The sequence below is a fragment of the Oryzomicrobium sp. genome, from assembly GCF_021287045.1.
Taxonomy (GTDB): Bacteria; Pseudomonadota; Gammaproteobacteria; order Burkholderiales; family Rhodocyclaceae; genus Oryzomicrobium.
The window spans coordinates 295,297-307,676 of sequence record NZ_JAJTBG010000003.1 but is presented as its reverse complement, the minus strand read 5'-3'; the positions used below and the strand labels follow the sequence as shown (position 1 = coordinate 307,676).

10 protein-coding genes are annotated in these 12,380 nt (G+C 64.9%); 5 read left to right on the top strand and 5 right to left on the bottom strand.

All coding sequences use genetic code 11. The annotated features are described in order from the left end of the window. The first annotated feature begins 233 nt into the window (after positions 1-233). From acs to LWW89_RS04920, 5 genes are all read left to right on the top strand, one after another. Positions 234-2,222, top strand: a complete 1,989-nt coding sequence (gene acs, locus LWW89_RS04940; RefSeq protein WP_293261987.1) for an acetate--CoA ligase — start codon at positions 234-236, stop codon at positions 2,220-2,222. Positions 2,223-2,458: 236 nt separating this feature from the next. Then, a complete protein-coding gene (locus LWW89_RS04935; RefSeq protein ID WP_293261984.1) occupies positions 2,459-4,369 on the top strand; it encodes a DUF294 nucleotidyltransferase-like domain-containing protein in 1,911 nt (636 codons plus the stop codon). A 10-nt stretch (positions 4,370-4,379) separates the two neighbouring features. Further along, positions 4,380-5,090 (top strand): 3'-5' exonuclease, encoded by a 711-nt coding sequence (locus LWW89_RS04930; protein WP_293261981.1) that lies wholly within the window; start codon positions 4,380-4,382, stop codon positions 5,088-5,090. A 12-nt stretch (positions 5,091-5,102) separates the two neighbouring features. Next, complete coding sequence (locus tag LWW89_RS04925) at positions 5,103-7,190, top strand: VC_2705 family sodium/solute symporter (protein WP_293261978.1); 2,088 nt, start codon at positions 5,103-5,105, stop codon at positions 7,188-7,190. A 46-nt stretch (positions 7,191-7,236) separates the two neighbouring features. Beyond that, the gene (locus LWW89_RS04920) at positions 7,237-7,500 is read left to right on the top strand and encodes a DUF4212 domain-containing protein (RefSeq protein ID WP_293261975.1); all 264 of its coding nucleotides are present in this window, start codon (positions 7,237-7,239) and stop codon (positions 7,498-7,500) included. Between the two features lie 88 nt (positions 7,501-7,588). Here the strand turns inward: LWW89_RS04920 and LWW89_RS04915 are convergent, their stop codons facing one another. The 5 genes from LWW89_RS04915 to LWW89_RS04895 all read right to left on the bottom strand — a co-directional run bounded on the left by LWW89_RS04915 (position 7,589) and on the right by LWW89_RS04895 (position 12,380). Further along, positions 7,589-8,821 carry a hypothetical protein gene (locus LWW89_RS04915; RefSeq protein ID WP_293261972.1) on the bottom strand — a complete coding sequence of 411 codons (1,233 nt, stop codon included), beginning with the start codon at positions 8,819-8,821 and terminating at the stop codon, positions 7,589-7,591. 268 nt (positions 8,822-9,089) lie between these two features. Continuing rightward, positions 9,090-9,884 carry a hypothetical protein gene (locus LWW89_RS04910; protein ID WP_293261969.1) on the bottom strand — a complete coding sequence of 265 codons (795 nt, stop codon included), beginning with the start codon at positions 9,882-9,884 and terminating at the stop codon, positions 9,090-9,092. Positions 9,885-9,915: 31 nt separating this feature from the next. Next, complete coding sequence (locus LWW89_RS04905; protein WP_293261966.1) at positions 9,916-10,554, bottom strand: C39 family peptidase; 639 nt, start codon at positions 10,552-10,554, stop codon at positions 9,916-9,918. A 183-nt stretch (positions 10,555-10,737) separates the two neighbouring features. Further along, positions 10,738-11,685, bottom strand: a complete 948-nt coding sequence (locus tag LWW89_RS04900; protein WP_293261963.1) for a hypothetical protein — start codon at positions 11,683-11,685, stop codon at positions 10,738-10,740. Positions 11,686-11,726: 41 nt separating this feature from the next. Then, positions 11,727-12,380: a hypothetical protein gene (locus LWW89_RS04895; protein ID WP_293261960.1), complete on the bottom strand. Its 654-nt coding sequence runs from the start codon at positions 12,378-12,380 to the stop codon at positions 11,727-11,729.

Below are 12,380 nucleotides of genomic sequence, written 5' to 3'. Positions count from 1 at the left end.
GCCACAAAACTGCAAAAGTTTAGCACCAAAGACCCCGCAAACGCTTGGTGGATACGGCTTCGTATTGACGCACTGCACCACGAAAATGTAAGGGGGCTGTAAGGCGTAGCGCGTTAAATCGCCGTCACCGCGCTAGAAGTCCGCAGTAATCCGTGCGCGGCGCCGCCGCGGTTGGCGAATGCCGACGAAGCGGGGCGATCCGCGACACACGACCATTACAGAGGAGATGAAGCATGTCCCAGATCGAATCCGTCCTCCAGGAAAACCGGGTATTCGCCCCTTCCGAGGCTTTCGTGAAGCAGGCCACCGTTTCCGGCATGGAGGCCTATCAGGCCCTGTGCGCCGAGGCCGACCGTGACTACACCGGCTACTGGGCACGCCTGGCCAAGGAGCACGTGGTCTGGAAAGAGCCCTTCACCCAGGCCCTGGACGAGTCCGACGCCCCCTTCTACAAGTGGTTCTCCGGCGGCAAGCTCAACGTCTCCTACAACTGTCTCGACAAGCACGTCGAGGCCGGCAACGGCGACAAGGTCGCCATCATCTTCGAAGCCGATGGCGGCCAGGTGACCAAGGTCACCTACAAGGACCTGCTCTCCCGCGTGGCCAAGTTCGCCAACGCGCTGAAGGCCCAGGGCATCAAGAAGGGCGACCGGGTCATCATCTACCTGCCCATGTCCATCGAAGGCGTGGTGGCCATGCAGGCCTGCGCCCGCATCGGCGCCACCCACTCCGTGGTGTTCGGCGGCTTCTCCGCCAAGTCCCTGGAAGAGCGCATCCTCGACGCCGGCGCCGTGGCCGTGATCACCGCCAACGAGCAGTGCCGCGGCGGCAAGGCCATCCCCCTCAAGCCCGCGGTGGACGAGGCTCTCGATCTGGTCGCCGGCAAGGGCGCGATCAAGAGCGTGATCGTCTATCAGCGCACCGACGGCCCCTGCACCATGAAGGCCGGCCGCGACGTGTGGTGGCACGACATCGCCGACGGCCAGTCCGAGGTCTGCGAGCCTGAGTGGGTCGATGCCGAGCATCCCCTGTTCCTGCTCTACACCTCCGGTTCCACCGGCAAGCCCAAGGGCGTGCAGCACTCCACCGGCGGCTACCTGCTGCACGCGGTGCTGACCACCAAGTGGACCTTCGACGTCAAGCCCAACGACGTCTTCTGGTGCACCGCCGACATCGGCTGGGTCACCGGCCACACCTACATCACCTACGGCCCCCTGGCCTGCGGCGCCACTGAGATCGTCTTCGAGGGCGTGCCCACCTACCCGGACGCCGGCCGTTTCTGGAAAATGATCCAGGACCACAAGGTCTCCATCTTCTACACCGCTCCCACCGCGATCCGCTCGCTGATCAAGGCTTCCGAGGCCAACCCGGCCGTGGCCCCCAAGAGCTACGACCTGTCCTCCCTGCGCCTGCTGGGTTCCGTGGGCGAGCCGATCAACCCGGAAGCCTGGATGTGGTACTACGAGAACGTGGGCGGCGGCCGTTGCCCCATCGTCGATACCTTCTGGCAGACCGAGACCGGCGGCCACATGATCACCCCGCTGCCCGGCGTCACCCCGCTGGTGCCCGGTTCCTGCACCCTGCCGTTCCCCGGCATCCAGGCCGCCATCGTCGATGAGACCGGCGCCGACGTGGAATGGGGCAAGGGCGGCTTCCTGGTGGTCAAGAAGCCCTGGCCCTCCATGATCCGCACCATCTGGGGCGATCCGGAGCGCTTCAAGAAGTCCTACTTCCCCGAAGACCTGGGCGGCACCCTGTACCTGGCCGGCGACGGCGCGGTGCGCGATGCCAAGAACGGCTACTTCACCATCATGGGCCGCATCGACGACGTGCTGAACGTCTCCGGCCACCGCATGGGCACCATGGAGATCGAGTCGGCCCTGGTTTCCAACCCCCTGGTGGCCGAAGCCGCCGTGGTGGGCCGTCCCGACGATCTGACCGGCGAGGCCATCTGCGCCTTCGTGGTGCTCAAGGGCGCCCGTCCCTCCGGCGACGAGGCCAAGAAGGTGATCAAGGAGCTGCAGGACTGGGTGGGCAAGGAAATCGGCCCCATCGCCAAGCCCAAGGACATCCGCTTCGGCGAGAACCTGCCCAAGACCCGTTCCGGCAAGATCATGCGCCGCCTGCTGCGTTCCCTGGCCAAGGGCGAGGAAATCACCCAGGACGTTTCCACCCTGGAAAACCCGGCCATCCTCGAGCAGCTCCAGCAAGCCGCCGGCTGATAACACGCTTCAAGAACAGATCCGAGGAGCGAGGGGGAGACACTGCCGGACCCGGGGGATGGGTCCGGCAGCCCTGATCGGGGCGGACCATTACAAATAAACCGCCATTCGGGCCGGCGCGTGCAGACGCGTCGGCCTCATTCTTTTCTGCCGCAGCCATGGGGCGATCCATTTGACATGCGGCGGCCGCCCGATGCTGGCGGCCTGGGGATGGAACAAGGGAGAATAAGCAGACCATGAGCAACAGCGCGACCCAGATGCTGGTGAAGGCGACGGCGGATTCACTGCGCCAGCATTCCCCGTTCGACCGCATGGAGCCCGACGCCCTGCGCTTTCTCGCCGAGCGGGCCAAGCTCGGCTATTTCGCCAAGGACACCCGCATCCTCACGCCGGAGTCCGGCCCTCCCAAGACCTTCTACATCATCCAGCGCGGCAAGGTCGGTGCCAGCCAGGTGGGTGAGGTGAACGTCACCGAGTATTCCAGCCTGACCCTGGGCGTGGGGGAGTGCTTCCCCATCGGCGCGGTGACCGCCCAGCGGGCGTCCACCAATCTTTACGCCGCCCTGGAAGACACCTTCTGCTACCAGCTCGACGCCGACGATTTTTTCGCGCTGATGCGCATGAGCCAGGTCTTCAACCTGTTCTGCACCCAGTACATCGCCTCCCTGCTCAACCAGTCGCGCAAGCAGTTGCAGGTCCAGTTCGCCCAGCGGGCGGCGGAGCAGCAGACCCTCAACACCTCCCTGGCCAACCTGCTCAAGCGCCCGCCGGTGAGCGTCGGCGCCGGCGTTACCCTGCGCCAGGTGCTGGAGGCCATGGCCGAGGAGCACCTGGGCTCGATGGTGGTGGTGGACGAGCAGAACAAGCCCATCGGCATCTTCACCCAGAGCGACCTGCTCAAGCGCGTGGTGCTGCCTGGCCTGGCGCTGGAGACGGCCATCGAGCAGGTGATGACCCCCCATCCCCACACCCTGCGCCAGACCGCCACCGCCTACGACGCGGCACTGGCCATGGCCATGCACGGCATCCGCCACGTGCTCGGGGTGGATGAGGAGGGACGGCTCAAGGGCGTGATTTCCGAGCGCGACCTGTTCACCCTGCAACGGGTGGGCCTGCGCCAAATCCGCCAGTCGATCGAGAAGGCGCCGGACATGGCGACCCTCAAGCAGGCCAGCGAGGACGTGGCCCAGTTGGCCATGAACATGCTTGCCCAGGGCGTCGGCGCCGAGCAACTGACCCAGTTCATTTCGGCCCTCAACGATACCCTGACCCGGCGCATCATCGAGCTGGCTCTGGCACGCCACGACCTTTACGGCATCGAATGGGCCTGGCTGTCCTTCGGCTCCGAAGGGCGCGAGGAGCAGACCTTCTGCACCGACCAGGACAACGGGATCATCTACATCTGCCCCGACACCATGGACCGGGAGCAGTTGCAGCTGCGCCTGCTGGAGTTTGCCCGGGACGTGAACGACGACCTGGACGCCTGCGGCTTCCCGCGCTGCAAGGGCAACATCATGGCCAGCAACCCGGAGTGGTGCCTGACCCTGGAGGAGTGGCAGGAGCGCTTCTTCGACTGGGTGCGCAAGCCCCATCCGGTGGCCCTGCTCAACGCCACCATCTTCTTCGACTTCCGCCCCCTCTACGGCAAGGGCTACCTGGCCGACCGGCTGCGCATGTCCCTGTTCGGCCTGACCCAGATCAACCCCGCCTTCCTGCGCATGATGGCGGCCAACGCCCTCCAGGTGGTGCCGCCCCTGGGCAAGATCCGGGATTTCGTCACCGACCTGGAGGCGGACTACCCGGGCACCATTGACCTGAAGAAGTACGGCGCCCGCCTGTTCATCGACGTGGCCCGCATCTACTCCCTGGCGGCCGGGGTGCACAACACCAACACCGTGCAGCGCCTGCGCCAGACCGCCACCAAGCTGGGCCAGAGCCAGGACGACGTGTCGGCGGCGGTGGAGGCCTTCAACTACATCCAGCTGCTGCGGCTGCGCCACCAGCACCTGGAAACCGACGGGGGCCGGCCCGGCGACAACCGCATCGATCCGGAAAAGCTCCACGAACTGGACCGGCGCATCCTCAAGGAAGCCTTCCGCCAGGCGCGCAAGCTGCAACAGCGCTTGAAGCTGGACTACCAGCTCTGAGGAGGCGGCAATGAACTGGCTGACCCGCTTCTTCCAGCGCCCCCCGGCCGTGATCCTGCCGCCGGACCAGGCCGCGCGCCTGGCCCGCTGGCAGGCCCTGCCCGCGGCCGATATGGGCCTGTCCCACTACCGCAGCCGCTACGTGGTGGTGGACGTGGAGGCCTCGGGCCTCAACATGGGCAAGGACCGGCTCATTTCCATCGGCGCCGTGGCGGTGGTGGACGGTGTGATCGACCCGGCCGATGCCTTCGAGGTGATCCTGCGCCAGGACGTGGTGAGCGACACCGACAACATCCTCATCCACGGCATCGGCGGCCAGGCCCAGCAGGGCGGGGTCGAGCCCGCCGAGGCATTGCTGGCCTACCTGGATTACGTGGGCAAGTCGCCCCTGGTCGCCTACCACGCCCTGTTCGACAAGACCATGATCGAACGGGCCATGGTGCGCTACCTGGGGGTGAAGACCGACCACGCCTGGATCGACCTGGCCTGGGTGGTGCCTGAACTGTACAAGGACATGCTCGACGGGCACGTGGGGCTGGACCACTGGCTGGCGGTGTTCGGCATCGAGAACATCCAGCGCCACAACGCCGTGTCCGATTCCCTGGCCACCGCCATGCTGCTGCAAGTGGCCATGGCCAAGGCCTCGAGCCGGGGCTCGGAAAGCCCCCAGTCCTTCATCGAGATCGAAAAGGCCCGGCGCTGGCTGCGCCGCAGCGCCTGAACGGGGAACGCCATGGCCCGAGGATTGATGCGCTGGTTCGGAGCGATTCGCGGCGGGGCCGGGTTCGTGCCCCAGCTGCGCCGCTACTATCTGGCCTACACCGCCGGGTTCATCCTGTTCGTGCTCGCCCTGGCCGGGCTGGAACAGATGGGCATGCCGCCGCGCTGGATCGGCTACGCCTTCCTGCTGTTTACCATCCTGCTCTACGCCACCATTGGCATCCTGTCGCGCACTTCCGACGTGACCGAGTACTACGTGGCAGGCCGTCGGGTGCCGGCCATCTTCAACGGCATGGCCACCGGGGCCGACTGGATGAGCGCCGCCTCGTTCATCGGCCTGGCCGGCATGCTCTTCCTCTCGGGCTTCCAGGGCCTGGCCTACGTGATGGGCTGGACCGGGGGCTACGTGCTGGTGGCCCTGCTGCTCGCCCCCTACCTGCGTAAGTTCGGCCAGTACACCATTCCCGACTTCCTCGCCGCCCGCTACGGCGGCACCCTGCCGCGCCTGGTGGGGGTGGTGGCTGCCATCCTGGCCTCGTTCGTCTACGTGGTGGCCCAGATCTATGGCGTGGGGCTGATCACCAGCCGCTTTGTCGGCCTCCAGTTCGAGATCGGTGTGTTCGTCGGCCTGGCCGGCATCCTGGTCTGCTCGTTCCTGGGCGGCATGCGGGCGGTGACCTGGACCCAGGTCGCCCAGTTCGTCATCCTGATCATCGCCTACCTGACTCCGGTATGCATCCTCGGCTATAAGGTGAGCGGCAGCATGGTGCCGCCGGTGGCCTACGGCGAGGCGGTGCAACAGGTATCCCGGCTGGAGGAGCAGATTTTCGACCTGCCCGCCGAAAAGGAAGCCCGGGACCTCTATCGGGCCCGGGCAGACGCCATCTACGAGCGCATCGTGCGCCTGCCGGATTCCCTGGAGGAGGAACGGGCCCGGCTGACCACCCGGCTCAATGAGATGAAGGCCAACAACGCCCTGCTGCGCGACATCGTGGCGGTGGAAAAGGAGCGGCGCGAACTGCCTCGCAGCCCGGAAGAGGCTCGGGTGAAATGGGAATCCCAGATGCGCGAGGCGGCGGACCGGGGCGCCCAGCCGATCCGCCATGCCGATGCCTTCGAGCCGCGGCCGGGCAGCGATCCGGGCCAGGCCAGGCTCAATTTCCTGTCCCTCATGTTCTGCCTGATGATCGGCACCGCGGCCTTGCCCCATGTGCTGATGCGCTACTACACCACCCCCACGGTCCAGGAGGCCCGGGACTCGGTGTTCTGGTCCTTGCTGTTCATCCTCATGCTCTACATCGCGGCGCCGGCCTACGCGGTGTATGCCAAGTTGGAGGTGTTCTCCAGCCTGATCAACACCCCCATCATCAAGCTGCCCTCCTGGGTGGCGGCCTGGGGCAAGGTGGGGCTGGTGCACATCGAGGACATCAACCGGGACGGCCTGTTGCAATGGGCCGAACTGTCGCTCAATCCGGACGTGATCGTGCTCGCCACTCCGGAAATCGCCGGGCTGCCCTACGTGGTCTCCGGCCTGGTGGCCGCCGGCGGCCTGGCGGCGGCCCTGTCCACCGCCGACGGGCTGCTGCTGGTGATCACCAGCGCCCTGTCCCACGACGTCTATTACAAGATCTTCCGTCCCCAGGCCTCGACCCAGTGGCGGCTGGTGGTATCGAAATCCCTGCTGCTGGTGGTGGCCATCTGCGCCGCCACCCTGGCCGCCCAGCGGCCCTCCACCATCCTCTACATGGTGGCCTGGGCCTTCTCCATCGCCGGGGCGGCCTTCTTCCCGGCCTTGGTGATGGGCATCTTCTGGCGCCGCGCCAACCGGGCCGGGGCAGTGGCGGGGATGCTCGTGGGGCTGGGGGTGACGCTCTACTACATGGTGCGGGTCCAGTTCGACAGCATTCCCTGGCTGGGGCTGCACGGCATCGCCATGGAGCCCTGGTTCGGCATCGATTCCACCGCCGCCGGCGTCTGGGGGGTGCCCCTGGGCTTCATCACCATCGTGGTGGTGAGCCTGCTGACCCCGCCGCCACCGCCCGCAACCCAGAACGTGGTGACCCGCATCCGCTACCCGCGCCTGGAGCGGGAGGGCTTTTGACGATGCGCCTTTTCCATACCCGTTCCCGTGCATCGAGGTGCCGGCCGTGAAAGTGACTCCAAAGCTTCAGGAATACTGGCGCCGCAACCTGACCGTGACGGCCCTGCTGCTGGTGCTGTGGTTCCTCGTCACCTTCGTCACCAGCTACTACGCCCGGGAGCTCAACGATGTCGTTTTCGCCGGCTTTCCCCTGGGCTTCTACATGGCCGCCCAGGGCAGCCTGATCGTCTATGTGCTGATCATCTGGTTCTACGCCCGCTACATGAAGCGGCTGGACAAGCAGTACGGGGTGGATGAGGGCGACGATTGAGAGGCACAGGCAAGGCTTGGCTACGGGGCCATCGCCCAGCATGAAAAAACCCGCCGTAAGGCGGGTTTTTTCATGGCGTGCCGGCCGATCAGAAGGTGTAGGGAATCTTCAGGCCGATGGTGAAGTTGGGCGCGTCCGGTGTGAGGCCGATGCCCAGGTTGCCGATGATGGTGGTCCGGTCGCTGGAGGCGAAGGTCAGGCCCACGTTGAAGGTCGCCGCGTTGGCGTTGCTGCCGACGATGGTCTGGGCCGACTGGCCGTCGGGCTGGAGACTGCTGCGCTGGGAGATGGCCTGGGTGAAGCCCAGGCTCAGGCTGCTGCGCTCGTTGAGGGCGAAGGCAGTGCCCACGCCCCACTGGAATACGTCGCCCAGTTTGACGCTGCCCGGGGTGACCGTGCCCTCGGTGGAGCTGATGTCGCCGAAAGAGCGCTTGAAATTGTGGTAGTAGGCCACGTTGGCGAAGAGAATCGCCGGGTCCACCGTCTTGATGAAGGAGAAGCCGCTCGACAGGGTCCACACCCCGTTGCCCGAGGGCAGCTTGGAGGGGTACTGAAGGTTGTTGTTGCCGCTGTCGGTGACGATCTTCACACCGTAGGGGTTGCTGCCGGTGGGAGCCTTGAGGCGGACGTTCCACACCACGTCCGGGTTGTCCTTGGTTTCGGCCAGCAGCTTGTAGTAGAAGCCCATGTTCACGTCGCCCAGCCGCGGCGACTGGGTGACGGTGGCCTCGGACAGGGCGCCGGCCGCGCCGCCGGCGCCGCCGGACTGGAAGTTGCTGCGGCGGTAGAGGAAGGGGGCGTTGAAGTCCACCTGGGCCCGGTCGGAAATGGCGTAGCGGGTGGTCAGGTCCAGGGTCAGCATGTCGGCCTGGATACGGTTGACGTTGATGTTGCCGAGGAAAATGGTGTCGAGGGCCAGGAAGCCGTTGAGCAGCAGCTGGCGCGAATCGTAGTGGGTGTAGGTCAGCCCCGTTTCGAAGGTCCAGCGCCGTGGCTGGCCGAACACGCCGCCGGCCTGTTCCTGGTAGACCGCCTGGGCGCTGCGTGACGGCGGAGGCGCCTTGAGGGTGTCGCCGCCGCTGCCGGGCGAGGTGCTTTCGGCGTTGCCGCTGGCTCCGGCTGCGCCGGCATCGCCCGCCGCGCCGTCGGCGGTGCGGAAGAAGCGGCCCCGGGCCGGCGCATCGGCCTGGGCCAGCTGGGCATTGCCGTTGGTGTAGGCGGCCAGGAGGGCTTCCTGGCGTCGTATGCGGACCTCAAGCTGTTCGGTGGCGACCCGCTGGGACTCGTAGCGCTCGGTCAATTCGCGCAACTGACGCTTCAATTGGACGATGTCGTCACTTTCGGCAAATGCCGGAAATGCAGTGGTTGAAAATGCGGAGGCGATTAATACGGCAAGCACTACTTTTTTCGGGTGATTCATTTTCCATCCCCTGTTAAGTGGAAAAACCCTGCAAAAGCGCTAAAGAACTATCTGGCCAGCAGTCAGTAACATGTAGCCAATGTTAAAACCAAATTGCCATTTTTCCATGCAATTAACATGGTGAATGGCAAAAAAAGGGCCTCATTTGTGAGGCCCGCATTGTTGAGAATTAATACCATCCGCCCGTCTTGGATAGCCCCTGTAGGGAGTTTAGGGTTCGCCCAAGGGTTTCGGTTCCCAGCATAGGTGTCTTGAGTTGGGCGATGGCAACCATGGAATTACGCACCAGGTTTAAATCGCTGATTATCTGGACGCTCTGACGCAGCCCTTGGCTGCCCACCTGTTGCAGGGTCGAACCCTCGCCGGGCATGGAGAGGTTGAGTGCCAGACCATTGCTATCCAGCACTACCGTCGTTTTGGTATTGCCCTGGGTCTGGGTATAGGTACCGGGGCCGGTGATGACGATGGTGTTGCTGCCGGCGCCAGGCGAGGTGGGTTGCGATGAACTCGTCAGGTTCAACTGAATGTTGTTGGCCACGTCATTGCTGTTGCCGGCGGTCTGGATGGTCTGGGTGACGCCTGCAACGTTGCCGATACCGCCCGCTGTGACGACGGACGTGGATGCCGGGGATGTGGCGGTCTGGGGTTGGGGCGATGAGGCGCCCTGGGGCGTGGTGTCGATGGTGATGGTCGGCTGGAACTGGGGATTCACCTGGAAGGTCACGGTGGAGACGATGCCGCCCCCGGGAGTTTGCCAGGTGGTGCTCATCTGCACGCCGAAACTGAGAATCTGGTTCGGCGCGATGTAGCGGCCGCGCATGCTGGCCAGATCATCGTCGCTGACCTCGCTGGCCATCAGATCGGTGGTCGTCATCGGATGGGCCAGACCAGGGGTCAAGCTGGTCAGGGCGAGCGCCAATACAGCCAGCTTTCGCCGGGGCGTGGGGGAGTTCGCGTGGATCATGAAAACCTCCCGGACATGCTGGGCATGTCCTTTAGAAAAAGTCGGCACGGATGAAACCGAAGTCCCGCAGGGATGGCTCCGGAACCGGAGTGAAGCGGTTCATCGACGTCCAGACCGTCAGGGCCTCCCGGGGGTGGGGGAGGGCATTGCCTTGGTCGTAATCGTTGCCGATCACGGCAAAGATCACTCCGTTCCACCCCTTGGCGAACTCGTCGAGGGGCATCACCCGGTTGCCCAGGGCGGGGTCGCCCAGGTACACCTGTTCATCCGTGGCACGGCGCAACACTACGAAATGCTTGTATCCCTTGTAGTTGAGCAGCACGATCGCCGGCACCTTCACCTCCTTGAGGACTTCGGGAGGGACCCGGTAGCCCCGGCCGCGCATGCCCAGGGTTTCCAGGTAGTGCTTGACGTCCAGCAACGAAAAACCCTGCTCGCGGACAACGGCAGGGTCTGAGATCTTTAGCATCGCCTGGACCACCTGGTTTTCACTGAGGTCGCGGTGATAGGCCTCCTGGAGGATGGTGGCCAGTGCCGCAGCGCCGCAACTGAAATCGGTCTTCTGCTCGACGACGTCTTCGAACTTGCGCTCCCGGGCACTCTGCACCTGTTTCGAGATGACGGTTCCCGGTACGACGCCTGCCAGAGGCACGTTGCCGGCGAAAACCACGGCAGGGGTGAGGAATGCCAGTCCGATCAGAACTGCCAGCCCAAGGGGACGGGGTATTCCGTTACGACCGCTTGCCGACGAAAGCGAAGTACGTTGGCACATGAATATCCTCCCGGCAAAAAGGGCATGTGGAGCGGAAGACGGCGAGCCGCCCTCCGCTCCGGGCAGATGCGTACGACTGTCTTACTTCGTCGCGGCAACGATGGACAGGCCGTTGAACTGCTGGTTACCCGTGCCGGCAGCGATATTCACGCCGATGTTGCCCGACGCGCCTGACAGGGAGCCGCCACCAAGGGTTGCGGTGTTGGTGGTCAGCTTGTTCACCGACAGGGTCTGCACCGGGATGTTGGCGGTGAAGCAACCGGCCAGGGCGATGTCGCCGGCCTCGTAGCCGTACTCCGTGCCGCCGCGGCCATGATCGTCGCCGTGACCGCTGCTAGGCTCCCAGGACACGGTGCTGCCCTGATAGCCGCCGAACATGCCACCTTGCAGTGTCACCGTCTCATAGGTGGTCTGGTAGATACGCACCGGCGAGTTGGTGGTGGTATTGCTGGTGGAGTTCTGGTTGGCAGTCACGGATGCGCTGGTGTTCTTGGCGTTCGCCACCGAGGCAGTCAGGTCGTTCTTCTGCTGGTTGTTGTTGCCGGCAGTGATGTTGACCCCGATGTTGCCCGAAGCACCGCTCAGGGAACCGCCGTCCAGGGTCGCCGAGTTGGTCACCCCGGCGTTGGAGGTGAGGTTGCTGGCGTTGTACTGGCTGGCGGTAGCGCTGGCCGTGGCATGGTCGAAGACGAAGGAGGCGTCGGCCGATGATAGGGCGGCGGCATTGGCCTGCTGGTTGTTGTCGCCGGCGCCGATGTTCACGCCGATGTTGCCCGATGCACCCGACAGGGAGCCACCGCTGAGGCTGGCCTTGTTTTCCAGCTCGTCGTTGACGCCGACGTTGGCTACGTTGTTCTGGGTGTCGTTCACCGTGGCGGAGGCGTAGGTCGGGGGGGGCGGCGGGGGCATGCGATGGTGGCGGTCGCCACCACGGCCATCTCCGCCGCCGTCTTCGCCGGCCCAGACACTGGAAGCACCCATGGCAAGCAGCGCCAGGGCAACGGGCGTGATTTTGGTGCGAGTGTTCATGATGCGCTCCTTGAGAGAGGTTGCTGCGTAAGAACTCCGGGCTACCGGGATATCTGGATGCCCAGCGTGTTGGCCGAACGGTTGCCCGTGCCGGCCGTCTGGTTGAGCTGCAGGATGCCCCGTGCACCCGCGAAGGCGGTGTCGTCGACCCCGACCTTCTGGTTGCTGGAAGCGCCCGGCGTGTTGCCGCCCAGACTGCTCACCCGTGGAGCCATGGTGGCCAGCGTGCTGTCCCCCACGGCTTCGACGCGTGTTCCGATGCCAATGGCCAAGCCATTGACCTGACTGTTGGCGATGCCTGCCGCCTGATTCACCCCCATGATTCCCATGGAGCCGGTGTAGGCACCTGCCCTGATCTGTACGTCCGCCTGGCCCACCGGGGTGGAAAACTCTGGGCCCTGGAACTGGCTCACCTGGTTCTGGGCATTGGCCGTGCCGCCCGGGTTGATGCTGATGGCGCGGACGTTGGCCTGCTGGTTGAAATCGCCGGCGGAACTATTGACGCTGCTGATGCCGCTGACGCCGCTCATGGCGCCTTCGCCGATCACGCTGGTATCGCGGACCAGGCCGTCGGCCGGAGCAGGCAACAGAACTATCTGGGCCGCAGCGGGAGTGGCGGCGAGGAGGCAACTGCCGCACAGCAGCGCGGTGTACAGCGTCTGCATCAGTTGCGTTTTGGAGGAGGGCGTGGACAT

What these genes read in the sequence shown, in the direction of transcription:
- acs (WP_293261987.1), top strand. Translation starts at nt 234, where the DNA reads ATGTCCCAGATCGAATCCGTCCTCCAGGAAAACCGGGTATTCGCCCCT.
- LWW89_RS04935 (WP_293261984.1), top strand. Translation starts at nt 2,459, where the DNA reads ATGAGCAACAGCGCGACCCAGATGCTGGTGAAGGCGACGGCGGATTCA.
- LWW89_RS04930 (WP_293261981.1), top strand. Translation starts at nt 4,380, where the DNA reads ATGAACTGGCTGACCCGCTTCTTCCAGCGCCCCCCGGCCGTGATCCTG.
- LWW89_RS04925 (WP_293261978.1), top strand. Translation starts at nt 5,103, where the DNA reads ATGGCCCGAGGATTGATGCGCTGGTTCGGAGCGATTCGCGGCGGGGCC.
- LWW89_RS04910 (WP_293261969.1), bottom strand. Translation starts at nt 9,884, where the DNA reads ATGATCCACGCGAACTCCCCCACGCCCCGGCGAAAGCTGGCTGTATTG.
- LWW89_RS04900 (WP_293261963.1), bottom strand. Translation starts at nt 11,685, where the DNA reads ATGAACACTCGCACCAAAATCACGCCCGTTGCCCTGGCGCTGCTTGCC.
- LWW89_RS04895 (WP_293261960.1), bottom strand. Translation starts at nt 12,380, where the DNA reads ATGTCCACGCCCTCCTCCAAAACGCAACTGATGCAGACGCTGTACACC.